Genomic DNA, 24,226 nt, shown 5'->3' on the forward strand with positions numbered 1-24,226 from the left:
GGCGAGGCTGTGAACAGCCTCGCCGGCGTTTGAGGCGACGGGCGCGCCGCGCCCGGGACGGGGTCAGGGGCGGCGCCCCTGGGAACGGGCGAAGGGTGGGCAGGGGACTCGGGCCGCGCAGCGGTTGCCGGCCCCGGGGGGTCAGAGGGTCAGGAGGAGCTTGCCCATGTGGGTGCTGGCCTCCAGGACCCGGTGGGCTTCCGCGGCCTGCGCGACGGGGTAGGCCGCGTGGACCACCGGCTGGACCCGGCCGGCCGCGATCAGCGGCCAGACGTGTTCCCGGACGGCCGCCACGATGGCCGCCTTCTCCTCCAGCGGCCGGGCGCGCAGCGACGTCGCCGTGATGGCCGCCCGCTTGGCCAGCAGTGTGCGCAGGTCCAGTTCCGCCTTCACCCCGCCCTGGAGGCCGATCACCGCGAGCCGGCCGTTCATGGCCAGCGCATCCAGGTTCCGCGCGAGGTACTTCGCGCCCATGATGTCCAGGATCACGTCCGCCCCGGCCCCGCCCGTCGCGGACCGCACCTCCTCGACGAAGTCCTGCTCGCGGTAGTCGATCAGGACGTCCGCGCCCAGCTCCGCGCAGCGAGCCAGCTTCTCCTTGCCGCCCGCGGTCACCGCCACCCGCGCCCCGACGGCCTTGCCCAGCTGGATCGCCATGGTGCCGATGCCGCTGGAGCCGCCGTGCACCAGGAGGGTCTCGGCCGGGCGCAGGCCCGCCACCATGAACACGTTCGACCACACCGTCGCGACGACCTCGGGCAGCGCGGCCGCGGTCACCAGGTCCACGCCCTTCGGGACCGGCAGCAGCTGCCCCGCCGGTACGGCGACCCGCTGCGCGTACCCGCCGCCGGACAGCAGGGCGCACACCTCGTCGCCCACCGCCCAGCCGGACACGCCCGGTCCGAGCGCGACGATGCGGCCGGAGCACTCCAGGCCGGGGTAGGGGGAGGCGCCCGGCGGCGGGTCGTAGAAGCCCTGGCGCTGCAGGACGTCGGCGCGGTTCACGGCGCTCGCCGCGACCTCGACGAGCACCTCCCCCTCGCCCGCCACCGGATCGGGTACTTCGGCCCAGACCAGGGCCTCGGGGCCGCCGGGCTGCTCGATCGTGATCGCATGCATGGCCCGGAATCTACCCGTGCTAGTCGGCCGGGCCCAGGGTGACCTGGGGGCCGGTCGGCGGGACCGCCCGGACGATGGTGATCAGGCGGTCCGTCAGCTGGAGTGGGCTCGCGTGCGGGTCGTCGTACGGGAGGAGCCGGTGCCCGCGCAGGACGCTGACGACGAGGTCGCCGGTGTCGCGCACGCTGCGGCCCACTTCCGACTTGTTGACGGGCCGTTCGATCAGGTCCAGGCCGCTGCCCTGCTGGATCAGGTCCTCCATCACGGTGCCCGCGCTGGGGCTGAGCACCGACAGGCCCAGCAGCCGGCCCGCCGCGCTCGCGCTCGTGATGACCGCGTCCGCGCCGGACTGCTTCAGCAGCGGTGCGTTCTCCTCCTCGCGGACGGCCGTCACGATCTTCGCGCCGCGGTTGAGCTGCCGTGCCGTCAGCGTGACGAGTACGGCCGTGTCGTCGCGCTGGGTGGCGATGATGATCTGACGGGCCTTCTGGAGCTCGGCCCGCAGCAGCACTTCGGAACGGGTGGCGTCGCCGACGACCCCGGTGAACCCCTCCGCGTTGGCGATGTCGATCACCTTGGCACTGGGGTCGACGATGACGACCTGCTCCCTCGGGAGGCCGGTCGCCAACAGCGTCTGCAGGGCGGAGCGGCCCTTGGTGCCGAAGCCGACGACGACCGTGTGCTCACGCAAGTTGTTCCTCCAGCGGTTGAGCCGCCACTCTTCGCGGGTGCGTTCGGTCAGCACCTCCAGGGTGGTGCCGACCAGGATGATCAGGAACAGCACGCGCAGCGGGGTGATCAGCAGGATGTTCATCAGCCGCGCGCTGTCGCTGTAGGGGACGATGTCGCCGTAGCCCGTGGTCGACAGCGTCACGGTGGCGTAGTAGACGCAGTCGAGGAAGTCGACCTTCTCGTTGGCGTTGTCGTGGTAGCCGTCGCGGTCGAGCCAGACGATCAGCACCGTCAGGCACAGCACGAAGAGGGCCATCAGCAGGCGCCGGGTGACCTGCCGCAGCGGCTTCTCGACCACCCGCTTGGGCAGTTTGACGCGTCGTGAGACGAGTTTCTCGTCGGCGCCGCGCGCCATGGCGTCCTGGCCGTGAAGTTTCACGTGAAACATCCCCCCGAAGCCCAGGGCAGGTCCAGGATCTCCAGCTCCTGCCCCGAACGCGCCCCGTGCGGCGGTACGACGGCCAGCGCGTCGGCGCCCGCCACGCCGCGAAGCATCGCCGGACCGTTGTACCGCAGCGGTACGGCGTGTTCGTCGGTCAGCAGTACCGGCACGAGCCGGGTGTCGTACGGGTGGCCGGGCACGTCGCCCTCCACCGGGACCGTGTAGCGGGGCCGCTGGCGGCGGCCGGCGAGGGCGCGCAGCAGCGGCTCGGCGAGGGTCAGCAGCCCGGACACGGCGGCGAGCGGGTTGCCGGGCAGGCCCACCACGTGGCGGGCCCCCTCCCGGTCGCCGATGCGGGCCAGCAGCATCGGGTGCCCGGGGCGCACGGCGACCCCGTCCACGAGCAGCTCGGCCCCGGCGCGCTCCAGCACGGGGTGGACGTGGTCGACGGGGCCGGAGGCGGTGCCGCCGGTGGTGACGACGACGTCGGCGGTGGAGGAGGTGACGGCCTTCAGCAGGGCCTCGGCCCCGGCCGGGTCGTCGCCGAGCCGGCGCGTGCCGATGACCTCGGCGCCGAGCCGGGTGATCCAGGGGCCGAGCATGGGGCTGAGGGCGTCCCGGATCAGGCCGTCGTGCGGGCGGCCCTCGGTGAGCAGCTCGTCCCCGAGGACCAGGATCTCCACGCGGGGCCGGGGCCGGGTGACCAGCTCGTCGTACCCGGCGGCCGCGGCGAGGCCGAGCACGGCCGGGGTGACGAGGGAGCCCACGGGCAGCAGCAGGTCGCCCGAGCGGCACTCCTGGCCGCGGGGGCGGATGTCCTGGCCGGTGTTCACGGGCCGGTCGGAGTGCAGCTGGCTGCTGGACGCGCGGGCGTGCTCGCTGCGGATCACGGCGGTGGTGTCGGCGGGGACGCGGGCGCCGGTGGCGATCCGGACGGCCTCGCCGTCGGCGAGCGGCGCGGGCGGCTCGTCCCCGGCGAGGACCCCGTCCCCGGGGCGGACGCGCCAGGGGCCCGGACCGGCGACGGCCCAGCCGTCCATGGCCGAGGTGTCGAAGGACGGCAGGTCGCTGAGGGCTTCGAGGGGTGCGGTCAGCACCTCGCCGAGGGCGTCCGCGAACGGCACCCGGTGGGTGCGGGCCGGCACGGAGGTGCCGGCTCTGGCCGCGGTCTCGCGGGCGCGCAGCCAGGGGGCGGCACGGTGGCCGCCGGCGCCGCCGGTGTCGGGGGTGCGGCTGACCAGGGCGAGGGCCTCGTCCAGGGCGCCGTCGGCGTCGGTACGGGTCATCCGGAGCCGGTCTCCTCGGGGTGTGGGGGCTGGGCTTCGGCGGCCCAGCGCAGCGCCAGGTCGGCGGCCTTGCGGGAGGCCTCGGCGACGGCCAGGGCGGGATCCGCGCCGGTGGCCTCGGCGCGGGCGGCCGCGTAGCCGACGAGGAACGTCGTCAGCGGCGCCGCGGGCCGGGCCACACCGTGGGCGGCGTCACGGGCGAGGTCGAGCAGGGTCGCGACGTCGACGGGGACATCGTCGATCCCGAGTTCGGTTTTGGCGGCGGTGATCCAATGCTCCAGCACGTTCCCATGCTCCCTGATCCGGGCGCGGGCCGCCGCCAGGTCCTCCCAGGTGTCGCAGTCGAAGGAGGCGAGTGGCTCAGCGGCGCCGATCCTGGCCAGATCCAGCTCCCCGGTGAGGGCGCGCAGGGGGAGGCCGTGCAGGGTGCCGTGCTCGGTGGCGAGCAGGGCGATCTCGCGGCGGAGCGGCTCCGCGCGGTAGGCCGCGACGAGGGGCTGGTCGCGGCCGTCGGCGTCGCGGAGCAGGGCGCCGTCGGGGCCCGTCGCGGCTGCGGTGAGCAGGGTGTGGACGGTGTCCCGGTCGAGGAAGGGCAGGTCGGCGGAGAGCACGAGGACCAGCGGGGCGGTGGTCCGGCGGATCCCGGCGTCCAGTGCGGCCACCGGGCCGCCGCCGGGCGGGTCCTCCCGGGTCCACCGGACGGGGCGGGCGGTTGCCCTGCGGGTGCCGACCACGACGGTCTCGGCGGCGTCGGGGCAGGCCGCCAGGACCCTGTCGAGGAGGGTGCGGCCGCCGACGTGCAGGGTGGGCTTGTCGGCTCCGCCGAGGCGCCGGGCGGCGCCGCCGGCCAGGACGATGGCGTCGTAGCTCATGCCCTTGAGTATGCGCGGGTCATCTCCGCTGCGCGGTCGCCGACTTACTCCGGGCTTATGCCGGGCCGTGCCGTGCCGGGCCGGGGCGTGCGCGGTGCCGACGGGGCGGAGCGGGTCTGGCCGGGGCTGCCGCTGCGCGGGGCGAGGTCCCCTACCCTCCCTTCGCCCGTTCCTCCCCCAGCTACCGCTGGGAGGTGCCCCCAGGGCTGCGCCCGGACCCCCTTCTGGGGGCTCCGCCCCCAGACCCCCGCGCCTCAAACGCCGGCGGGGCTGGATACATCCAGCCCCGCCGCAGTTTGAGCGGACCGGGCGCGGAGCGCCCGGTCCCCCAGCCCGTGAGGAATCAGAGGTACGGGCCCGAGCGGACCGCGCCGTGGGGGCCGTCTTCGTCGTCGTCGTGGGCGCCGCCCGGCGGAAGGGCTCGGCGCATCTGTTCCAGCTGGGCCCGCGCCGCCATCTGCTGCGCGAACAGGGCCGTCTGGATGCCGTGGAAGAGGCCCTCCAGCCACCCCACCAACTGCGCCTGCGCGATCCGCAGTTCGGCCTCGGACGGGACCGCTTCCTCCGTGAAGGGGAGGGAGAGGCGCTCCAGTTCCTCCACCAGCTCCGGCGCGAGGCCGTCTTCGAGTTCCTTCACCGACGCCGCGTGGATGTCCTTCAGACGGACCCGGCTGGCCTCGTCCAGAGGAGCTGCGCGGACTTCTTCCAGAAGTTGCTTGATCATGCTGCCGATGCGCATGACCTTGGCGGGCTGTTCGACCATCTCCGTCACCGGGACCTCGCGCGACTCGTCATCGGTGCCGCCGACCGCCGTCCCGTCCTGGCCCACGATCAGCACGTGCGGGGGGCTGTCCTGCGACCGTTCACTCCTCGGCATCTCCATGCCGTCATTCTCTCGCACACCTGCGTTCTCACACGGTGTGCCCCCGCACGGGCGTGATCCACCCTGTGCGGGGGCGGCAACGTCATCCGGCTGCCCGGCGGGCCATCGCGCCGCTCGACCTGGTGACCAGCGCGGCCAGCAGAGCCGCGCCCAGCGGGACGAGGACCAGCAGGCCGGCCAGCGTGTCCCACGGCACCGCGATCGGGACGTACAGCTCGGCGTCGCGTCCCGTGGCGTAGCCCCTTTCCAGGGCGTACTCGATGAGCCGCCGCTGTTCCCGTTCCTGGGTGAGGCGGAGTCCGACCGCCGGCAGGATGCCCGCCGCCGAGCCGAGGACCACGCCCATCAGGGCCACCACCCCGCACTGGAAGCCGCTGAGGGTGCGCCGTACGCGCGGGGCCGCGCCGACCGCCGCCAGGGTCTTCAGGTCGGCCTCGGAGTCCGCCTGGGCCAGGCCCGTCGCGATGCCGGCGGCGCCGATGGTGACGAGTCCCGCGAAGACGCTCAGGGCGAGCAGGCCCAGGGTGTGCTGCTCCTGGTAGCCCTCCTCGATCTTGACCTGGGCGCCGGCGCCCATCCGGTCGATCTCGCCGTCCAGCCGCTGCCGCTCCGCGGTGCCGGCCTTCCGGTCGAGGCTGAAGTAGGCGCCGGCCGGGGCCGTGGCGATGCCGGCGGCCCGGGCGGCGGCGGGCGGCAGGACCAGGTCGACGCCCCAGGCGGTGCCGGGTGCCTGGTGGACGGCGAGCACCTTGTCCTGGCCGGGCGGGTCGGCGCGCCGCTCGGCGGCCTTGTCGGCGGCGGCCTGGTCGGTGATGACCCGCAGGGTGACCTTGCCGTCCTTGACCTGGTTGCGGTTGAAGGAGACGGACCTGCCCTCCTTCAGCGCGGCGGCCGAGCCCGGGTCGGAGACGGCCAGCACCTGGAGCAGCTTCTCGTCGGCGACGACGACGTCGAGGGGGGTGCCCCAGTGCTTCATGACGCAGCGCGGGTCCTGGCGCAGTGCGCGGGCCTGGTCCGGCGGGAAGGAGGAGGCCCCGTGCTCGGCCTCGAAGAGCGGGCAGCGCTGCTCCTTCGGCACGATGACCTCGACCCGCCCGCAGCCCGGGGCCGAAGAACGCGGTGAGCAGTTCGGGTTGCCGACGACGAGGCGGTCCACATCGGCCCGTACCGACACCGGGAGGTTCTTCGAGAGGGTGTCGCGCAGGGCGGGCACCTCCTTGTGGCCGGCGTTGTCCGTACTCGTCAGGAAGCCCGTGTTGTCGGGGAGTACGGCCTCGTACGCGTGGCGGGACTGGACCTCCTGGCTGTGCTGGTACGTGGAGACCGCCACCGTCCCGGCGACGGCCGCCAGGACGGCGGCCACGGCCGGGGCCGTGCGCCCCCGGTTGCGGACGGCGTCGCGCAGCGCGAGCCGCGGCGACAGCGGGAGCCACCGTCCGAGCCGTCCGAACAGGCCGACCAGCAGCGGGGTGAGGGCGACGACGCCCAGCTCGGCGAGGGCGCTGCCGCCCATCACGAAGGTGGTGTTGACGCGGTAGCGGCTTCCGTAGATGACGATCGCGGCGCCGGCCGCGACGGCGAGGACGCCGATGACGGGCAGCACCCGGTTGGCGCGGCGGACCCCGCGCCGGCCGGTGAGGGAGGACAGCACGCTCTGCCGGGACGAGGTGACGGCGGGGGCGACCGCGGCCAGCAGGCCGGTCGCCACCGCGACCAGGGCGATGCCCAGCAGCTCCAGCGGGCGGACCTCGAAGCCGCCGAAGCGGGCGCCGAGCTGCTCCTCCAGCACGGGCCGCAGCCCGACGGTGAGGGCCATGCCGATCGCCGTGCCGAGGACCGCGGCCGCGGCGCCGAGCACGATGCCGCCGGAGAGGACGACGGCGCGGATGTGCCGCCGGTCGCCGCCGTTGGCGCCGACCAGGCCCAGCTGGCGGCGCGAGCGCCGGGCGCCGACCGCGAAGGCGGGTCCGGCGAGCAGGCAGATCTCCAGCATCGCCAGGCCGATGACGGTGACGAGGATGGCCCGCCGGGTCGCCATGGTGCCGTCCTGCGTGGCGAACTCGTCCTTCGGCTGCTGCTTGAACAGGGGGACGTCGGAGTCGGCCGGCGGGTGCAGGGCGACGGCCCGGGAGAGCACGAGCGCGCCGTGCTTGTTGACCTCCTTGACCATGTTCCACGTGAAACCATCGCCGCCCACGGCGACGAGGTAGTTGGGCCGGGGGTTGAGCCCGGGTGCTCCGGTGGCCCTCAGCGCCTGGTCGAGGGGGTCGAGCACGGCGCCCGGCAGGGCGAGCAGTTCAGTCCGCCCCAGCTGACCGGGCATCTCGTACGCGCCCACGATCCGGTACGAGGCCGCGGCGCCGCGCGGTCTCGCGGAGGAGCCCACGTACAGGCCGGAGGCCTTCAGGAAGGCGGTGGTGGCGACGACCTCGTCCGGTGCCTGGGGCATGCGGCCGCGGTCGAGCGTGAGCAGGCCCTTGGTCAGCGGGTCGCGCACGTCGAGCTCGCGCAGGTCCGTCCCCAGCAGCCCGTGCGCGGTGTGGACCTTGGCGAAGCCGCGGCGGTCCTCGACGGACCGGATCCCGGGCGGCAGCGCGGACTTCAGCGGCCGGCGGTCCTCCTCGGGGCCGGGCCGGTACTTGTCGTAGCCGCCGACCGGCGCGTACTGCTCGCCGTTGGGGTGCTGGTAGATCGGCGCGTCCAGGCCGGCCGGGCTGATCCGGGCGTCCGCCGCGCCGAGTTCGCGCGTCATCCGCTGGCCGGTGGACAGGTCGGCGCTGCGGTAGGTGAGGTCGATGGCGCTCATCCCGATGATGGGCAGGGCGAGCATCGCGAGTACGAGGGCGCTGCGGCCCTTGGCGCGCCACGCGTCGCGGCGGGCGATGCGCAGGGCGGCGATCCAGGAGTGGTACCAGGCGGTGAGCGGGGAGGTCACAGGCCGGCCGCCCGCCCGTGGAGCAGCGAGTCGGCCTGGCTGCGCAGGGTCTCGTCGACGACGCTGCCGTCGCGCAGGAAGACGACCCGGTCCGCCCAGGCGGCGAAGCGGGGTTCGTGCGTGACGAGGACGCCCGCGGCGCCGGCGTCGCAGCGGGCGCGCAGCAGCGCCAGCACGGACTCGCCGGTCTCGGAGTCGAGGGCGCCGGTGGGCTCGTCGGCCAGGACCAGGCGGCGTTCGCCGACCAGCGCGCGGGCGATGGCCACGCGCTGCTGCTGGCCGCCGGACATCTCGTCGGGGAAGCGGTCGGCGAGCTGCGGCAGGCGTATCTCCTCCAGCGCGGCCAGGGCGGCGCGGCGGGCCCTGCGGGCCGAGGTCCCGTCGAGTTCGAGGGGCAGGGCCACGTTCTCGGCGGCGGTGAGGGCCGGGATCAGGTTGTAGTCCTGGAAGACGTAGCCGATGCTGCGCCGGCGCAGCGCGGCCAGCTGCCGGCGGGAGGCGGTGGTGATGTCGACGCCCTCGACCAGGACGCTGCCGCTGGTGGGGGTGTCGAGGCCGCCCGCGAGGGTGAGCAGTGTGGACTTGCCGGAGCCGGACGGGCCCATGACGGCGACGAGTTCGCCGGGGTGGACGCTGAGGTCGACCCCGCGCAGGGCGTGCACTTCGGTGGCGCCGCTGCCGTGGGTGCGGACGAGGCGGTCCAGCCGGAGTACGGGGTTCGTGCGGTGCTGGTCGGGCATGAGGGATCCCCCTGGGGCGTTCGTTCAGCCGCGCCGCGTGCGGGCGGCGGGCCTGTTGGTGCCGGTGGCGGGCGCCGCGTCCGGGCCCGGTGCGTCCGGCGGAGCGGGTGGGTCCGCCGGGCCGAGCGCGGCCAGCCTGACGAGCCGGGACTCGGAGTGGTCGAGCCAGCGGGCCTCGGCCTCGGTCTGGAAGATCAGCTGTTCCAGGACCAGCAGCCAGGCCAGGTCGTCGCGTTCGCGGGACCGGCCGCTCTCGATGGCGGCGAGGGCCCCGGCCTTGAGCCGGGTGTAGTCCTGCATCGCCTTGAGCGTGGCGTGCCGCTGGGCCTGGATGACGGCGCGGATGTCCACGCCGGGCGCGCCCACGGCCATGGCGAGCTTGATGGACAGCTCGTCGCGGGGCGGGCTGGTGCGGTCGACGGGCCGCTCGTACCAGTCGCGCAGTTCGGTGCGGCCGTCGTCGGTGATGGCGTAGAGGGTGTGGCCGGCGTGGTCCTCGCCGCCGGGGGCGACGAGCCCGTCGCGCTCCAGGCGGGCCAGCGTGGTGTACACCTGCCCGACGTTGAGGGGCCAGGTGGAGCCGGTGCGGGATTCGAACTCGGTGCGCAGCTGGGAGCCGTAGCGGGGGCCCCGTTCCAGCAGTGCGAGAAGGCCGTGACGGATCGACATACTCAGTATGTATACCGAGTATGCTCGTCTCCGCAAACACCCCGCCCCCGTCGGCGGGTCCCTACCGGCCCCGGCGCAGCCGCATGCCCATGTAGCCGATGCCCAGCCCCATCAGGGCCAGTCCGGTGCCCAGCGGGAGCAGGTCCGCGGCCAGGTCGGCGGCCCGTTCGTTGGGTGCGGTGCCCAGCGCGGTGACGGGTGCGGTGGCGGGTGCGGTGACGGACGGTGCCGCGCCCGGCGGCGTGCTCGGTACGCCCTCCGGCTGCGGCCGGGCGGGCTCCGGCCGTTCCTGCGCCGGCTGGAGCGGGCGCGCCGGGCGGACCGGGCGCACCGGGCGGGAGGCGGCGGCGAAGGCGGGGTCGGGGAGTGCGTCGGCCGGCCGTCCGGGGTGCTCCCGCGCGACGCCCGCGGCACTGCCGGCGAGCTCCTGGTAAGCCTCTTGTGGCACTTCGGCCGCCCGGCCGGGGAGCGCGGGCGCGGCGACGGCCGGGGCGCGGGCGGGGGTCGCGCTCGCCGGCGCGGCGGCCAGCAGCGCGGCGGCGGCCAGCGCGGCCCCGGCGGTCCGGTGTGGCGGGCGGAGGCGTCGAGTCACGGGGTGCCCCTCCCCTTCCGTGCGGCCCGGGCGTCCGAAGTCGGAGCACCGCACTCAGGTTCACATGATGGGGCAAAGCGGGCATCTCGGGCGGTCCGTCAGGGTGTCGGGCACGCCAGTGCCACCGGTCCGGCCGTACGACGGGCACGGTCACGTCGTCCGGCGGCCGTGACCGCGTCGTTCGGCGGCCGTGACCGCGTCCTCCGGCGGCCGTGACCGCGTCGTCCGGCAACGCGATCCCGCCCTAAGGCGCCCCCGACACGAGCGCCCCCGGCCGGACGGAGCCGGGCCGGGGGCGGATGCCTGCGCGGGCGCCTCCACGGCCGCCCGCGCGGATGCCTACTGGGGGTCGCCGGTGGAGACGACCAGCGTGAACTGCGTGCCCTCCTTGGCCACGTCCGTCCCGGACGCCGGCAGCTGCTCCAGGACGGTGTCCTGGCCGTAGACGGCCTCGTCGCGGTTCTGGATCTCGAACCTCCAGCCCGCGGCCTGGATGCACTCCTTCACCGAGCGCAGGTTCTTGTACCGGAAGTCCGGGGCCACCACCTTGGTGGCGTCCTTGTAGGACTTCGTCGGGCTCTTGCACTTCTCCACGTCGATCGTGCGCGACGGGTCCGGACCCTTGTGGCCGGCCTTCGCCGACCCGGACGCGGACGCGGACGCCGAGGACGAGGTGGCCGGGGAGGCCGTGTCGTCCTTCTTGTCGTCGTCCATGTTCAGGACCGCGATCAGACCGCCGATGGCCAGCAGGGCCACCGCGATGGCGCCGACCACGACCGGGGTGTTCCGCTTCCCGCCGCCCGAGGAGGCCGCGGAGGAGGCCGCCGGGGCGGGCGAGATGGTGAACGGCGGCGGGGTCTGCGGCGCGTACTGCTGCTGCGGCACCGGCGCCGGGGTGTGCGGGTACGCGTAACCGCCCTGCTGGGTCTGCTGCTGCGGCTGCTGGTGCGTCTGCGGCGCGTACGGGGACGGCGGCGGCGTCTGGGCCTGGTACGGCTGCTGGAGCGACTGCGGCGGCGGCGCCTGGAAGCCGGAGTCCACCGGCGGGAAGACGGCCGAGCCCACGCCCGCCCCGCTGCCGCCGGTCGCGGCGCCCGGGACGATGACCGGGGCACCGGTCTGGCCGGCCGACATCACGCGCATGATCTCGTCCCGCATGGCCGCGGCCGTGGGGAAGCGCTCGTTCGGGTTCTTCTTCAGCGCCCGCGCCACGAGCGCGTCCATCGCCGGGGTGATCGACCGGTTGACGGTCGACGGGGCCACCGGCTCCTCCTGGACGTGCGCGTACGCGATGGCCAGCGGGGAGTCCGCGTCGAAGGGGATCCGGCCCGTCAGCAGCTGGAACAGCATGATGCCGACGGAGTACAGGTCGGAACGGGCGTCCACGCCGCGCCCCAGTGCCTGCTCCGGCGACAGGTACTGCGGGGTGCCGACGACCATGCCGGTCTGCGTCATCGAGGTGACCCCCGACTGCATGGCGCGGGCGATGCCGAAGTCCATCACCTTGACCACGCCGCGCTTGGTCATCATCACGTTGCCGGGCTTGATGTCGCGGTGGACCAGGCCCATCTCGTGGCTGGTCTCCAGCGCGGCCAGCACGTCGGCCGTCACCTTCAGCGCCTTGTCCGCCGGCATGGCGCCGTACTGGCGCACGTCCGCGTCGAGCACCGAGCCGAGCGGCTGGCCCTCCACATATTCCATGACGATGTACGGCATGACCGCTTCGTCCCCGCCGCCGGAACCGAAGGTGACGGTTCCCTCGCCGGTGTCGAAGACCGAGACGATGTTGGTGTGCGACAGTTTCGCAACAGCCTGCGCCTCACGCCGGAAGCGCTCGCGGAAGGACGCCTCGCGCCCGAGTTCGCTGTGCAGGGTCTTGATCGCGACCTGGCGGTCGAGCGCGGAGTCGTACGCGAGGTAGACCGAGGCCATGCCCCCCTCGCCCAGCAAATCCCTTAGCTGGTAACGGCCACCGGCCAGGGAGCCGCCTGCGTACCGGCCCTGCGTGCCGTCCTGGCTCATGACTGTTGCTTCCCCTCGGGCTGTTTCCCTACGCGTCTGGCTGAGCGCATGTCGCGCCCAGTCTGCCGGAGGGCAAGCACACGTCAAGCCGGTGCCCGCTGCGTGACCGGGGGCCTACGGGGCGTCTGTAGCCGAACGGTGACGGGTTCCGAGGCTGTAGCGTTCATCGGAGCACCCGATGAGGACCCACCGCTAGAGCGGACGAGAGAGACGACGGCGAGGACTGATGGCACCCGAACCCGAGGGAAACGGCGCCGGGATGGCCGACGGTCCTGAGCACTGGGGCGCCGGCGGCCTCGTGGGGGACGGCCGCTACCGGCTGACGCACCGCCTGGGCCGCGGCGGCATGGCCGAGGTGTTCGCGGCCGAGGACGTCCGGCTGGGCCGCACCGTGGCCGTGAAGCTGCTCCGGGCCGACCTGGCCGAGGACCCGGTGTCCAAGGCCCGCTTCACCCGTGAGGCACAGTCGGTCGCCGGCCTCAACCACCACGCCGTCGTCGCCGTGTACGACTCCGGCGAGGACCGGGTCGGTCCGAACGTGGTCCCGTACATCGTGATGGAGCTGGTCGAGGGCCGCACCATCCGCGAGCTCCTCATCAGCGCCGAGGCCCCGGGGCCCGAGCAGGCGCTCATCATCGTGTCGGGCGTGCTCGAAGCGCTCGCCTACTCGCACCAGCACGGCATCGTGCACCGCGACATCAAGCCCGCCAACGTCATCATCACCAACACCGGCGCGGTGAAGGTGATGGACTTCGGCATCGCCCGCGCCCTGCACGGCGCCCAGTCGACGATGACCCAGACCGGCATGGTCATGGGCACCCCCCAGTACCTGTCGCCCGAGCAGGCCCTCGGCAAGGCCGTGGACCACCGCTCCGACCTGTACGCCACCGGCTGCCTGCTCTACGAACTCCTCGCGCTGCGGCCCCCCTTCACCGGCGAGACCCCGCTGTCGGTGGTCTACCAGCACGTTCAGGACGCGCCGGTGCCGCCCTCGCAGCTGCCCGAGGGCGGCTCCATCCCGCAGGAGCTCGACGGGCTGGTCATGCGCTCCCTCGCCAAGGACCCGGACGACCGGTTCCAGAGCGCCGAGGAGATGCGCGGACTCGTCCAGTACGCGCTCCAGATGCTCCAGGACCAGGGCCCGAACACCGGCACCTGGAACACCGGCCCCGTCACCATGGCGCTCCCGCACGGCCAGCCGGGCGGCGCGCCCACCACGTCGATGGCGCCCGCCCAGAACGGCGGCCCGCGCCCGCAGTACCCCTCGCACGCCACGACCTCGCAGTTCCAGCAGCCGATGGTGCCCCCGCTGAACCCGGACGACGGCACGGCCTTCCCGGGCGGCGGCAACCACGGCGGCGGCCAGGGCGGTCACGGCGGCTACGACCACTACGACCCGTACGACAACGGGCGCCGCCGCGGCGGTGCGTGGAAGGCGTGGCTCTTCGCGGTCCTCGCGGTCCTCGCGATCGCCGGCGGTGCCGCGTACGCCATCAAGTCCGGCAATCTCGGCGGGGGCGGCGGCAACAAGCCGAAGACCAGCACGAGCACGCCCGCTCCCTCGCAGAGCAGCGGCAACACCCCGGAGACCCCGGCGACCGCGCCGAGCACCGAGGGCGGCTCGCACACCGACGAGACGTACCGGCCGACTCCGACCCGCAGCAAGTTCACGCCGAGCACCACTCCGTCGACCCCGTCCACCACGCCTTCGACGCCGAAGACCACCCCGCCGGTGGACCCGACGACGAAGCCGACGCCCCCGACCGACCCGCCGACCAAGCCGACGCCGCCGACCAGCGGCGGGAGCCCCGCGAACGTCGAATAGCGGACCGGCGGAAGGCGCGGCCGAAGGCGCGCGAAAGGCACGGCGAAAGGCCCGGAGGAAGGAATTCCGCCGGGCCTTCCCCGTATCCGCTTCCGGGTATCCGCTTCCGGTCCGCCGGCAGGTCAGAGGGCGTGCAGGTACGGGCGGTCCGGGGCGGCCTCGCGGGTCCGGGCCGCCTGGTCGCCGGGCAGCGTGTGGACGGTGACGAGCTGCGGTTCGATGCGCATGTAGACGGGGTCGAAGACCTCCCCGTCCACGAAATGCGGACCCGGACCGAATAGTTCCAGTTCTGCCGTGGTCGGTTCGACGAGTTCCGCCGTACCGGTGAACTGCACCGTCCACAACGCGGCCTCACCGGAATTGAAGTTGTCCGCCCCGTAGGCGACGACACTGCCGGCGCACGCCTGGTGGTACCCGAAACCGCTGTGCATTCTCAGCACCACCCTGCCGTCCACCACGATGTGGCGGGCGACGGCGAGGAAGGGCAGCGCGCGCATGCTGGTGGCGACCCGGCCGTAGGGCACGCGGCGCAGCAGTTCGATGGCGTGGAGTTCCTCCGGTGACGGTGACATGCAGCCACTCTCCGGCACCGGCGGAGCGCCGGACAGGGGATCCCGCCCCGATGATCGGGGACGTTGGTCCCGAATTGAACCGTGCGCCCCGGGGCACCACACGGCCACGGGGCGTCACGCCGGAGATCCGGTGGAGGAACGCCGGAGCGCGCCGGAGCGCGGCGGGACTAACGCTTCTCGGCCTGCAGGCGGGCCACGTACGCGGCGGCCTGGGAGCGGCGCTCCATGCCCAGCTTGGACAGGAGGCTGGAGACGTAGTTCTTGATGGTCTTCTCGGCCAGGTGCAGCCGCTCGCCGATGACCCGGTTCGTCAGGCCCTCGCCGATCAGGTCGAGGATCTTGCGCTCCTGGTCGGTGAGGTTGGCGAGCCGGTCGTCACCCTTGCCGTTCTTGCCGTCCCGCAGCCGTTCCAGCACGCGCGCGGTGGCCACCGGGTCCAGCAGCGACTTGCCGGCCGCCACGTCGCGCACGGCGCTGAGCAGCTCGTTCCCCCGGATGGCCTTGAGGACGTAGCCGGAGGCACCGGCCATGATCGCGTCGAACAGCGCCTCGTCGTCGGCGAACGAGGTGAGCATCAGGCACTTGATGTCCTCGTCCTGCGAGCGCACCTCGCGGCAGACCTCGACGCCGCTGCCGTCGGGCAGGCGTACGTCGAGCACGGCGACGTCGGGGCGGGTGGCGGGAATGCGGACCAGGGCGTCGGCGGCGGTACCGGCCTCACCGACGATCTCGATGTCCTCTTCGACCGACAAAAGCTCATGGACGCCCCGTCGTACCACTTCGTGGTCGTCCAGGAGAAATACCTTGATTTTTCCGTCTTCGCGCACAAACTCATCTTCACACACTCACCTCTTCCCTGCCGCAGTTACCCGGGATAACGTGCCGTTGTTCCGGCCCCCTGCAAGGCTGTGACCAGTGGATGTTCCCCAGGCGGCCGATTTACTTGGATATCCAAGCAAAATCGCAGGTCAAACGGGGTTTCGCAGTTATGCGTCGCACTGGGTAACGTGCTGTGCGCAGGGCACTCGCCGGGGCACCTGTCACGCCTGGATCCGTTACGCGCCGTGCACCCACCCCGTGCACGGGTACGGAAGCAGGTGAGCCGCACTGGTCCCCGGAGAACCCGGGTGCCGGACCGACGGAGGAGCACACGTGACCGTGGAGAGCACTGCCGCGCGCAAGCCGCGACGCAGCAGCGGCACCAAGCGGGCGGCCGGCGCGGCGAGCGCCCGCAAGACCGCCGCTGCCACCGCACAGCCGCACGACGCCGAGCCTCAGCTCGTACAACTGCTGACGCCCGAGGGTGAAAGGGTCGAGGTCGAGGGCAACCCCGACATCGCGGAATTCGCGCCCTTCGTCGCGGACATCACCACCGAGGACCTGCGGGCGCTGTACCGCGACATGGTCCTCACCCGCCGCTTCGACGGCGAGGCGACCGCGCTCCAGCGCCAGGGCGAGCTGGGCCTGTGGGCCTCGCTGCTGGGCCAGGAGGCCGCGCAGATCGGCTCCGGCCGGGCGCTCCGCGACGACGACTACGTCTTCCCGACCTACCGGGAGCACGGCGTGGCCTGGTGCCGCGGCGTCGACCCGACGAACCTGCTCGGCATGTTCCGCGGTGTGAACCACGGCGGATGGGACCCGAACACCAACAACTTCCACCTGTACACGATCGTCATCGGCTCGCAGACGCTGCACGCCACCGGCTACGCCATGGGCGTGGCCAAGGACGGCGCCGACTCGGCCGTGATCGCGTACTTCGGCGACGGCGCGTCCAGCCAGGGCGACGTCATGGAGGCGTTCAACTTCTCCGCCGTCTACAACTCCCCCGTGGTGTTCTTCTGCCAGAACAACCAGTGGGCGATCTCGGAGCCGACCGAGCGCCAGATGCGCGTGCCGCTGTACCAGCGCGCGCAGGGCTTCGGCTTCCCGGGCATCCGTGTCGACGGCAACGACGTCCTGGCCTGCCTCGCGGTCACCCGCTGGGCGCTGGACCGCGCCCGCCGCGGTGAGGGCCCGGCCCTGATCGAGGCGTTCACGTACCGCATGGGCGCCCACACCACCTCCGACGACCCGACCAAGTACCGGCTCGACGAGGAGACGGCGGCCTGGGAGGCGAAGGACCCGATCCTGCGCCTGAAGGCCCACCTGCTGGCCTCCGGCGGCGCCGACGAGGCGTTCTTCGAGGAGCTGGAGGCCGAGAGCGAGACCATGGGCAAGCGGGTGCGCGAGGTCGTGCGCGCCATGCCCGACCCCGACACCATGGCGATCTTCGAGAACGTCTACGCGGACGGGCACGCGCTCGTCGACGAGGAGCGAGCCCAGTTCGCCGCCTACCTCGCGTCCTTCGAGGAGGGTCACTGATGGCTGTCGAGAAGATGTCGATCGCGAAGGCGCTCAACGAGTCGCTCCGCAAGGCCCTGGAGACGGACCCCAAGGTCCTGATCATGGGTGAGGACGTCGGCAAGCTGGGCGGCGTCTTCCGCATCACCGACGGGCTCCAGAAGGACTTCGGCGAGGAGCGGGTCATCGACACCCCGCTCGCCGAGTCGGGCATCGTCGGCACCGCCATCGGCCTGGCCCTGCGCGGCTACCGGCCGGTCGTGGAGATCCAGTTCGACGGGTTCGTCTTCCCCGCGTACGACCAGATCGTCACGCAGCTCGCGAAGATGCACGCCCGCGCCCTCGGCAAGATCAAGATGCCGGTCGTCGTGCGCATCCCGTACGGCGGCGCGATCGGCGCCGTCGAGCACCACAGCGAGTCCCCCGAGACGCTCTTCGCGCACGTGCCGGGCCTGAAGGTGGTCTCCCCGTCGAACGCCGCCGACGCCTACTGGATGCTCCAGCAGGCGATCCTCAGCGACGACCCGGTGATCTTCTTCGAGCCGAAGCGCCGCTACTGGGACAAGGGCGAGGTCGACACCGACGCCATCCCGGGCGAGCTGCACAAGTCGCGCGTCGTCCGCTCCGGCACCGACCTCACCCTGGCCGCGTACGGCCCGATGGTGAAGGTCTGCCTGGAGGCCGCCGCCGCGGCCGCCGAGGAGGGCAAGTCGGTGGAGGTCCTGGACCTGCGCTCGATGTCGCCGATCGACTTCGACGGGATCCAGGCGTCCGTGGAGAGGACCCGCCGTCTGGTCGTGGTCCACGAGGCCCCGGTCTTCCTCGGTACCGGCTCGGAGATCGCCGCCCGCATCACGGAGCGGTGCTTCTACCACCTGGAGGCCCCGGTGCTGCGCGTCGGCGGCTTCCACGCCCCGTACCCGCCGGCCCGCCTGGAGGACGAGTACCTGCCCGGCCTGGACCGCGTGCTCGACGCCGTCGACCGCTCGCTGGCGTACTGAGGAGATCAGCGCGATGACGATCCGCGAATTCAAGATGCCCGACGTGGGCGAGGGCCTGACCGAGGCCGAGATCCTCAAGTGGTACGTCCAGCCGGGTGACACGGTCACCGACGGGCAGGTCGTCTGCGAGGTGGAGACCGCGAAGGCGGCCGTGGAGCTGCCGATCCCCTTCGACGGGGTGGTGCACGCGCTGCTCTTCGAGGAGGGCGTGACGGTCGACGTCGGCCAGGTCATCATCTCCGTCGAGACCGGTGCCTCCGGCGGTGACGCGGGTGAGGGTGGTTCCGCCGCCCAGGCCCCGGCGGCCGCCGCTGCCGTCCCGGCGGGCTCGGAGGCTGCCGAGGAGCCGGCCGCCGAGGGCCGCCAGCCCGTGCTGGTCGGCTACGGGGTTTCGCAGGCTTCCAGCAAGCGCCGGCCCCGCAAGGCCCCTGCGGTCGCGGTCGCGGCACAGAACGGCACTGCCGCGCCGGCCGTGGTGCCGGCACAGCCGGCTCCGGCTGCTGCGGCGGCCCAGGCCCCGGCCGTCCCCGCCCCCGCCGTCCAGAACGGCACGGCGCAGCCGACCGGTGAGCGCCCGCTGGCCAAGCCGCCGGTGCGCAAGCTCGCCAAGGACCTCGGCATCGACCTGGCCGTGGTGGTCCCCACCGGTGACGGCGGGGTCGTCACGCGGGAGGACGTGCACGCCGCCGCGGCGGCCGCGCTCGCCCCGCAGGCGCCCGTCCAGGCCCCGGCCCCGGCGGCCGTGCCCGTACCGGTGTCCGTGCCGGCCCCGGCGGCCGCGCCGGCGTCCGCGGCGGACGCGCGGGAGACCCGCATCCCGGTCAAGGGCGTCCGCAAGGTCACCGCGCAGGCCATGGTCGGCTCGGCGTTCACCGCGCCGCACGTCACCGAGTTCATCACCCTCGACGTGACCCGCACGATGAAGCTGGTCCAGGAGCTCAAGGAGGACCCGGACTTCGCGGGCCTGCGGATCAACCCGCTCCTCCTGATCGCCAAGGCCGTCCTCATCGCGGTCCGCCGCAACCCGGAGGTCAACGCCTCCTGGGACGAGGCGGCCCAGGAGATCGTGCTCAAGCACTACGTCAACCTGGGGATCGCGGCGGCCACCCCGCGCGGCCTGATCGTCCCGAACATCAAGGACGCCCACGCCAAGAGCCTGGCGGAGCTGTCGACGGGCCTGTCCGAGCTGGTCGCCACGGCCCGCGAGGGCAAGACCTCCCCGGCCGACATGCAGAACGGCACCCTCACCATCACCAACGTCGGCGTCTTCGGCGTCGACACCGGTACGCCCATCCTGAACCCCGGCGAGTCCGCGATCCTCGCGGTCGGCGCGATCAAGCTCCAGCCGTGGGTCCACAAGGGCAAGGTGAAGCCGCGCCAGGTCACCACCCTGGCCCTGTCGTTCGACCACCGCCTCATCGACGGTGAGCTCGGCTCCAAGTTCCTCGCGGACATCGCGGCGGTGCTGGAGCACCCGCGCCGGCTGATCACCTGGTCGTAGCGCACCCCCTCCCGGGGCAAGAACCCCCGATGGCCGGTCCCTCCTCCGCGGGACCGGCCATCGGGCGTTTCCCCCAGGGCCCGTCCCGTGGGCAAATCCCCTGGTGAAGGGCGGGTGGCGGGTGTGATCATCGGTGTGATGAGATTTCGCGCTGCCACCGCAGACCCCGCAGACCTCGACCGCGCCCTGGCCTACCCGGCCGACGGCCCCGTCGCCGCCCTGACCCCCGACCGGATCCGCGAGGAGTTCGCGGAGAACCGGATGCGCCCCGAGTGGACCTGGTTCGCCGAGGACGCCGACGGGCGGGTGCTGGCCCGCGCCCTGTGGTGGGGGCGCGGCGACAGCGTGCGGCCCGTCGCCCTCGACTGCCTCCAGGTCCGCGACGGGGTCGCCGACCCGGCGGCCCTGGCCGCCGCCCTGCTGCAGGCGGGACACACCGCCTTCGGCGGGCGCCCGGGCTACAACGTCTGTCTGCCCCGCGACTGGCGGGCCCGCCCCGACCTCGCCGGGGCGGTGGCCTGGCGGCAGGAGGCCGCGTACCGGGCCGGTCTGACGCGGGAGATCGAGCGGCTGCGCTACGAGTGGACGCCGACCGCCGGGACGGCGGAGCCGAGCGGGAGGCTCGTCTTCCGCGAGGGCACCGACGAGGAGTTCCTCGATGCCTTCGCCCGGCTCTCGCGCGGCAGCCTCGACCTGGCGACCCAGCACGAACTCGCGGACCTGACCGAGGAGGAACTGGCCCGCGAGGACTTCGCGTTCTACCGCGACTGCCCCGGTGAGCGCTCCTGGTGGCGCCTGGCGGACCTGCCCGACGGCACCCTCGCCGGGCTCGCGATCCCCTCCGCGACGCCCTACCACCGCAACGTCGGCTACCTGGGCGTCGTCCCCGAACAGCGCGGCAAGGGCCTGATCGACGAGGTCCTCGCGGAGATCACCCGCTTCCACGCGGGCGAGGGCGCCGAGCGGATCACGGCGACCACCGACACGGTGAACCTGCCCATGGCCGCCGCCTTCGACCGGGCCGGGTACGAGGTCACCGAGATCCGTCTCGTCCTGGAGGCCCCGCCCGGCAACTGAACGGGTAGCCTCCCGGCCATGCCGTTCGCCGAGTTGCAGGTGTATTGCGTGGAGCAGGCCGACGTCGCCGGCGGGGTGTGCCTGGTGCGGTGCGTCGGCGGCGTGGCGCGGCCCGGACAGGTGTACGCGGCCGGGGAGTCGAGGCTCTGGCTGCGCGGGATAGAGCGCCACGGCCGCCGCGCCGAGTCCTTCGGCGCCGGCCACACGGCGCGGGTCCGCCTCGCGGGCGCCGTCGTCGCGCTGCTGAGCCGGGGTCAGGTGCTGACCTGCGTACCCCCGGACGGGCACGGCCTGGCGGAACTGGAGGCCTGGCTGGCCACCGGGCCGCCGCTGACGGACGAGCCGCGTCCGCGCACCCTGCGCAGCCTCGCGGTGGGCGGGATGCAGGACGACCGGCTGCCGGACGCGACGCGGCTGCGCTGGGGCCGGCTGGCGGTGGCGGCGGCGTACCGCTGCGCGGTGGCGGAGGGCGCGTCCGACCTGGTGCGGGGGATCGAGCTGGCCTTCGTACGCGGATACCTGCTGCGGGAGTTCGGGCCCGGGCGCGGCGGCGACCCGGCCGCCGTGTGCCGGGAGACGCTCGCGCTGGTGGACCTCACCCCGGCGGAGGCGGCGGCGCGGGCCCGTGTCTGGCGGGAGCTGCCGCGCGCCGAGATCGTGCACCTGCGCCGCCTCAAGAACCTGCTGCGCTGGACGGGCGCCGCCCGGCCGCACCTGGTGGACGGCGACCCGCTGGCGGTGGCGCTGGACGCCTGGTCGCGGGTGCGTCCAGGGCTGCCGTAGGCGCGGTCCGGGGCGGGGTCGTCATCCGGCCCGGTAGGCGCGCGTGAATGCGGCCACCCCGCCGTTCAGGAGCCGTTCGGTCTCCTCCTCGGGCAGGGGCAGCAGGCCGTAGTGGGACTGCTGCACGATCTGGTGCGCGGTCAGGGCGGTGAAGTGGGTGCCCGCCAGTTCCGCGTCCCCGTGCACGTCGATGAGCCCGGCGGCGGCGAGGCCCTCCATCGCCTCGGCGAGGGCGCGGGCGACGGGGCGCGGCCCGGCCTCCTTCCACGCCTCCAGCACCTCGGCCGGCACGTGGTTGACCTCGGCGTGGATGTGCCGGACCAGCGCGAAGTGGTCGGAGTGCTCGAACATCACGCGGACCAGCGCGCGGGCGAGGGCCGTCAGGTCGCGTTCCAGGTTGTCCGGGTGGGGCGGGCGCTCCGGGTCGAACAGGGCGCGCACCTTGGCGATGTGGGTGTCGCGCACCTCTCCCGACGTCCAGGTGACGACGGTGGCGAAGAGCTCCGCCTTGCCGCCCGGGAAGTGGTTGTAGAGCGTCCGGGTGGAGACGCCGGCGGCCTCCGCGAGCGCGTCGACGGAGGCGCGCGCGTACCCCTCGCGGCCGAAGACCGCGCAGGCCGCTTTCGCCATGGCGATCCGCTTGGCCAGCTTCCGCGGCGGGATCCCGGGCTGTACCTCTGCTGCGCGGGCGTCCGATGCCCGGGGGGCGTTGCTGTCGGCCACACCAGCCTCCTCAATTTTTTACAACGAGCGTTGCAGTTTCTACAACGGCCGTTGTAGTTTACCGGAGCGGGGGCCGCACAGGGCGGCCGGCCCGCTGTCCAAGGGGGATCATCATGTCCGTCAGCGAAACAGTCCTGGACGAGCCGCTGCGCGTGGCCGTCGTCATCGGCAGCGTCCGCGAGGGCCGCCGGGGCCCCGCCGTCACCGACTGGTTCCTGAGCGCCGCGGCCGCCCACCACACCGGCCTGGAGTTCGACGTCATCGACCTCGCCGACGTACCGCTCCCGCTGGCCATGCCCGACTGGGGCGGCACCCCGGACCCGGCGGCCGCCGCCGCGCTCGCGGACGTCAGCCCGCGCCTGGCCGCCGCCGACGCGTTCGTCTTCGTCACCCCCGAGTACAACCACAGCTTCCCGGCCGTGCTGAAGAACCTCATCGACTGGCACCGGCCGCAGTGGCAGGCCAAGCCCGTCGGCTTCGTCTCGTACGGGGGCGTCGGCGGCGGCCTGCGCGCCGTGGAGCAGCTCCGGCTGGTCTTCGCCGAGCTGCACGCCGTGACCGTACGCGACTCCGTGAGCCTGCACGGCCCGTGGTCCGGGCTCGGGCAGGACGGCGCCCCGCGCGACGGGGCCGTCACCGAGAGCGCCGCCAAGAACATGCTCGGCCAGCTGGAATGGTGGGGACGGGCGCTGCGGACCGCGCGCACGACCCGCCCCTACGAGGGCTGAGGAGCCGGACGCCATGACCACCGCACCCGCCTCCGCCTCCCCTTCCGCGGCACCCCGCGCGGCGGCACCCGCCGGCTCCGGGGCCCTGGGGAGGACGATCGCCGTCGTCATCACCGGCTCGGTGATGGCCGTCCTCGACATGACGATCGTCAACGTGGCCCTCGGCCGGCTCTCCGACGCCTTCCACGCCCCGCTGGAGACCATCCAGTGGACCGCCACCGCCTACACGCTCGCGCTCGCCGCCGTCATCCCGGCGGCGGCCTGGGCCATGGGCCGGATCGGCGCCAAGCGGACCTACCTGACCGCCCTCGTCCTCTTCACCCTGGGCTCCCTGCTCGCCGCCTGCGCCTGGAACGCGAGCAGCCTGATCGCCTTCCGGGCCGTCCAGGGGCTGGGCGGCGGCCTGCTGATGCCGGTCGGCATGACCATGGTCATGCGCAGCGCCGACCGGGCCCGCATGGGACGGGCGATGGCCCTGCTGGGCCTGCCGATCCTGGTCGGCCCGGTCGCCGGCCCGATGCTCGGCGGCTGGCTCGTCGACTCCGCCTCCTGGCAGTGGATCTTCCTGGTCAACCTGCCCGTCGGGGCGGCCGCCCTGGTGCTCGCGGCGAAGCTCCTCGCACCCGACGCCCCCGCCGACCCGGCGTCGGCACCCCGGCTGGACGTCCCCGGGCTGCTGATGCTCTCCCCGGGCCTGGCCCTGCTGCTGTTCGGGCTGTCCCGCGGCGGCGAGGGCGGCGACTTCACCGCCCCCGGCGCGCTGCTGCCCACGCTGGCCGGAGCGGCCCTCGCCGCCGCCTTCGTACGGCGCGCCCTCAGGGTGCGCGAACCGCTGCTGGACCTGCGGCTGCTGCGCGACCGTACCTTCGCCGCCGGCATCGCCACCCTCGCCTTCTTCACCTGCGGCTACTTCGGGTCGATGCTGCTGAGCCCGATGTACCTCCAGCAGGCGCGCGGCCTGAGCGCGAGCGCGGCCGGCCTCCTCGTCGCCCCCGTCGGGCTCGCCGTCGGGATCACCATGCAGATCGCCTCGCGGCGCGTCGACAAGGTCTCGCCGCGCCGGATGATCCCGGCCGGGGCGGTCGTGGCGGCCCTCGGCATGGCGGCCTCCGCCCTGCTGACCGGCACCGAGGGGGTACCGGTCTGGCAGGTCGTCGCCGCGGGCCTGGTCATGGGCGTCGGCGCCGGGATCGTGCTGATGCCGACGATGACCACCGCGAGCCGCGACCTGCCCGGCGAGCGCATGGCCGCGGCGAGCACCGCCCTGAGCATCAACTCCCAGCTGTGGGCCTCGGTCGGCACGGCACTGCTGTCCGTCCTCCTCGGCGGCACGGGCCTCGGCCCGGCCGGCTTCCGCCTCGCCTACGGAGCCGCGGCGGTGCTGCTGGCCCTGTCCGTGATCCCGGCGCTGCGGCTGCCGGGGCGGCGGCCCTAGACCTCGGCG

Annotated in this window: 21 protein-coding genes; 8 read left to right on the forward strand and 13 right to left on the reverse strand. The window is 73.6% G+C overall.

The features are described from left to right. Positions 1–141: 141 nt before the first annotated feature. The 10 genes from ACQKM2_RS30475 to ACQKM2_RS30520 all read right to left on the reverse strand — a co-directional run bounded on the left by ACQKM2_RS30475 (position 142) and on the right by ACQKM2_RS30520 (position 12,232). A complete protein-coding gene (locus tag ACQKM2_RS30475) occupies positions 142–1,119 on the reverse strand; it encodes an NAD(P)H-quinone oxidoreductase (protein WP_427715325.1) in 978 nt (325 codons plus the stop codon). Between the two features lie 19 nt (positions 1,120–1,138). Then, entirely contained in the window at positions 1,139–2,239 is a 1,101-nt protein-coding gene (locus ACQKM2_RS30480; protein WP_427715327.1) for a potassium channel family protein, read from the reverse strand. Next, positions 2,227–3,519: a molybdopterin molybdotransferase MoeA gene (locus ACQKM2_RS30485; RefSeq protein WP_427715330.1), complete on the reverse strand. Its 1,293-nt coding sequence runs from the start codon at positions 3,517–3,519 to the stop codon at positions 2,227–2,229. The genes ACQKM2_RS30480 and ACQKM2_RS30485 overlap by 13 nt, the downstream gene beginning before the upstream one ends. Further along, positions 3,516–4,391: an NTP transferase domain-containing protein gene (locus tag ACQKM2_RS30490; protein ID WP_427715332.1), complete on the reverse strand. Its 876-nt coding sequence runs from the start codon at positions 4,389–4,391 to the stop codon at positions 3,516–3,518. Before ACQKM2_RS30490 ends, ACQKM2_RS30485 begins: the two co-directional genes overlap by 4 nt. A gap of 343 nt (positions 4,392–4,734) precedes the next feature. Further along, positions 4,735–5,274, reverse strand: a complete 540-nt coding sequence (locus ACQKM2_RS30495; protein ID WP_427715334.1) for a bacterial proteasome activator family protein — start codon at positions 5,272–5,274, stop codon at positions 4,735–4,737. An 82-nt stretch (positions 5,275–5,356) separates the two neighbouring features. After that, positions 5,357–8,104, reverse strand: coding sequence for an FtsX-like permease family protein (locus ACQKM2_RS30500; RefSeq protein WP_427715458.1), 2,748 nt, complete (start codon positions 8,102–8,104; stop codon positions 5,357–5,359). 101 nt (positions 8,105–8,205) lie between these two features. Next, positions 8,206–8,949, reverse strand: a complete 744-nt coding sequence (locus ACQKM2_RS30505) for an ABC transporter ATP-binding protein (RefSeq protein ID WP_427715337.1) — start codon at positions 8,947–8,949, stop codon at positions 8,206–8,208. A 24-nt stretch (positions 8,950–8,973) separates the two neighbouring features. After that, positions 8,974–9,618: a PadR family transcriptional regulator gene (locus tag ACQKM2_RS30510; RefSeq protein ID WP_427715339.1), complete on the reverse strand. Its 645-nt coding sequence runs from the start codon at positions 9,616–9,618 to the stop codon at positions 8,974–8,976. Between the two features lie 61 nt (positions 9,619–9,679). After that, a complete protein-coding gene (locus ACQKM2_RS30515; protein ID WP_427715342.1) occupies positions 9,680–10,210 on the reverse strand; it encodes a hypothetical protein in 531 nt (176 codons plus the stop codon). Between the two features lie 339 nt (positions 10,211–10,549). Then, the gene (locus ACQKM2_RS30520; RefSeq protein WP_427715343.1) at positions 10,550–12,232 is read right to left on the reverse strand and encodes a protein kinase domain-containing protein; all 1,683 of its coding nucleotides are present in this window, start codon (positions 12,230–12,232) and stop codon (positions 10,550–10,552) included. Positions 12,233–12,458: 226 nt separating this feature from the next. On the opposite strand from ACQKM2_RS30520, the gene ACQKM2_RS30525 reads away from it, so the two are divergent. Further along, the gene (locus tag ACQKM2_RS30525; protein WP_427715345.1) at positions 12,459–14,057 is read left to right on the forward strand and encodes a protein kinase domain-containing protein; all 1,599 of its coding nucleotides are present in this window, start codon (positions 12,459–12,461) and stop codon (positions 14,055–14,057) included. Positions 14,058–14,179: 122 nt separating this feature from the next. Here the strand turns inward: ACQKM2_RS30525 and ACQKM2_RS30530 are convergent, their stop codons facing one another. Beyond that, positions 14,180–14,629 carry a pyridoxamine 5'-phosphate oxidase family protein gene (locus ACQKM2_RS30530; protein WP_427715348.1) on the reverse strand — a complete coding sequence of 150 codons (450 nt, stop codon included), beginning with the start codon at positions 14,627–14,629 and terminating at the stop codon, positions 14,180–14,182. Between the two features lie 167 nt (positions 14,630–14,796). Beyond that, entirely contained in the window at positions 14,797–15,456 is a 660-nt protein-coding gene (locus ACQKM2_RS30535) for a response regulator transcription factor (RefSeq protein ID WP_362460883.1), read from the reverse strand. A 325-nt stretch (positions 15,457–15,781) separates the two neighbouring features. Between ACQKM2_RS30535 and pdhA the strand changes: the two genes are divergently transcribed. From pdhA to ACQKM2_RS30560, 5 genes are all read left to right on the forward strand, one after another. Beyond that, complete coding sequence (pdhA, locus tag ACQKM2_RS30540; RefSeq protein WP_007265161.1) at positions 15,782–16,990, forward strand: pyruvate dehydrogenase (acetyl-transferring) E1 component subunit alpha; 1,209 nt, start codon at positions 15,782–15,784, stop codon at positions 16,988–16,990. Then, positions 16,990–17,970 (forward strand): alpha-ketoacid dehydrogenase subunit beta, encoded by a 981-nt coding sequence (locus ACQKM2_RS30545; protein WP_427715351.1) that lies wholly within the window; start codon positions 16,990–16,992, stop codon positions 17,968–17,970. The genes pdhA and ACQKM2_RS30545 overlap by 1 nt, the downstream gene beginning before the upstream one ends. 13 nt (positions 17,971–17,983) lie before the next feature. Then, positions 17,984–19,471 (forward strand): dihydrolipoamide acetyltransferase family protein, encoded by a 1,488-nt coding sequence (locus tag ACQKM2_RS30550; RefSeq protein WP_427715354.1) that lies wholly within the window; start codon positions 17,984–17,986, stop codon positions 19,469–19,471. Positions 19,472–19,609: 138 nt separating this feature from the next. Then, on the forward strand, positions 19,610–20,548 hold the full coding sequence (locus ACQKM2_RS30555; protein ID WP_427715356.1) for a GNAT family N-acetyltransferase: 939 nt from the start codon (positions 19,610–19,612) through the stop codon (positions 20,546–20,548). 18 nt (positions 20,549–20,566) lie between these two features. Further along, complete coding sequence (locus ACQKM2_RS30560; RefSeq protein ID WP_427715358.1) at positions 20,567–21,331, forward strand: hypothetical protein; 765 nt, start codon at positions 20,567–20,569, stop codon at positions 21,329–21,331. Positions 21,332–21,352: 21 nt separating this feature from the next. On the opposite strand, the gene ACQKM2_RS30565 is transcribed toward ACQKM2_RS30560, so the two are convergent. Further along, entirely contained in the window at positions 21,353–22,054 is a 702-nt protein-coding gene (locus tag ACQKM2_RS30565) for a TetR/AcrR family transcriptional regulator (protein ID WP_427715360.1), read from the reverse strand. A gap of 113 nt (positions 22,055–22,167) precedes the next feature. Here ACQKM2_RS30565 and ACQKM2_RS30570 point away from each other — a divergent pair, with 113 nt between their 5' ends. Both ACQKM2_RS30570 and ACQKM2_RS30575 read left to right on the forward strand, forming a co-directional pair. Further along, positions 22,168–22,782: an NADPH-dependent FMN reductase gene (locus ACQKM2_RS30570; RefSeq protein ID WP_427715362.1), complete on the forward strand. Its 615-nt coding sequence runs from the start codon at positions 22,168–22,170 to the stop codon at positions 22,780–22,782. A gap of 13 nt (positions 22,783–22,795) precedes the next feature. Then, complete coding sequence (locus ACQKM2_RS30575) at positions 22,796–24,217, forward strand: DHA2 family efflux MFS transporter permease subunit (RefSeq protein ID WP_427715364.1); 1,422 nt, start codon at positions 22,796–22,798, stop codon at positions 24,215–24,217. The last annotated feature ends 9 nt before the right edge of the window (positions 24,218–24,226 follow it).

It is taken from the genome of Streptomyces sp. NPDC004126 (assembly GCF_050275515.1).
Lineage (GTDB): Bacteria > Actinomycetota > Actinomycetes > Streptomycetales > Streptomycetaceae > Streptomyces.

Excerpts from the sequence above, each read along its gene's own strand:
- ACQKM2_RS30475 (WP_427715325.1), bottom strand. The coding sequence starts at position 1,119 with ATGCATGCGATCACGATCGAGCAGCCCGGCGGCCCCGAGGCCCTGGTC.
- ACQKM2_RS30480 (WP_427715327.1), bottom strand. The coding sequence starts at position 2,239 with ATGTTTCACGTGAAACTTCACGGCCAGGACGCCATGGCGCGCGGCGCC.
- ACQKM2_RS30485 (WP_427715330.1), bottom strand. The coding sequence starts at position 3,519 with ATGACCCGTACCGACGCCGACGGCGCCCTGGACGAGGCCCTCGCCCTG.
- ACQKM2_RS30490 (WP_427715332.1), bottom strand. The coding sequence starts at position 4,391 with ATGAGCTACGACGCCATCGTCCTGGCCGGCGGCGCCGCCCGGCGCCTC.
- ACQKM2_RS30495 (WP_427715334.1), bottom strand. The coding sequence starts at position 5,274 with ATGGAGATGCCGAGGAGTGAACGGTCGCAGGACAGCCCCCCGCACGTG.
- ACQKM2_RS30500 (WP_427715458.1), bottom strand. The coding sequence starts at position 8,104 with ATGCTCGCCCTGCCCATCATCGGGATGAGCGCCATCGACCTCACCTAC.
- ACQKM2_RS30505 (WP_427715337.1), bottom strand. The coding sequence starts at position 8,949 with ATGCCCGACCAGCACCGCACGAACCCCGTACTCCGGCTGGACCGCCTC.
- ACQKM2_RS30510 (WP_427715339.1), bottom strand. The coding sequence starts at position 9,618 with ATGTCGATCCGTCACGGCCTTCTCGCACTGCTGGAACGGGGCCCCCGC.
- ACQKM2_RS30520 (WP_427715343.1), bottom strand. The coding sequence starts at position 12,232 with ATGAGCCAGGACGGCACGCAGGGCCGGTACGCAGGCGGCTCCCTGGCC.
- ACQKM2_RS30525 (WP_427715345.1), top strand. The coding sequence starts at position 12,459 with ATGGCACCCGAACCCGAGGGAAACGGCGCCGGGATGGCCGACGGTCCT.
- ACQKM2_RS30530 (WP_427715348.1), bottom strand. The coding sequence starts at position 14,629 with ATGTCACCGTCACCGGAGGAACTCCACGCCATCGAACTGCTGCGCCGC.
- ACQKM2_RS30545 (WP_427715351.1), top strand. The coding sequence starts at position 16,990 with ATGGCTGTCGAGAAGATGTCGATCGCGAAGGCGCTCAACGAGTCGCTC.
- ACQKM2_RS30550 (WP_427715354.1), top strand. The coding sequence starts at position 17,984 with ATGACGATCCGCGAATTCAAGATGCCCGACGTGGGCGAGGGCCTGACC.
- ACQKM2_RS30555 (WP_427715356.1), top strand. The coding sequence starts at position 19,610 with ATGAGATTTCGCGCTGCCACCGCAGACCCCGCAGACCTCGACCGCGCC.
- ACQKM2_RS30560 (WP_427715358.1), top strand. The coding sequence starts at position 20,567 with ATGCCGTTCGCCGAGTTGCAGGTGTATTGCGTGGAGCAGGCCGACGTC.
- ACQKM2_RS30570 (WP_427715362.1), top strand. The coding sequence starts at position 22,168 with ATGTCCGTCAGCGAAACAGTCCTGGACGAGCCGCTGCGCGTGGCCGTC.
- ACQKM2_RS30575 (WP_427715364.1), top strand. The coding sequence starts at position 22,796 with ATGACCACCGCACCCGCCTCCGCCTCCCCTTCCGCGGCACCCCGCGCG.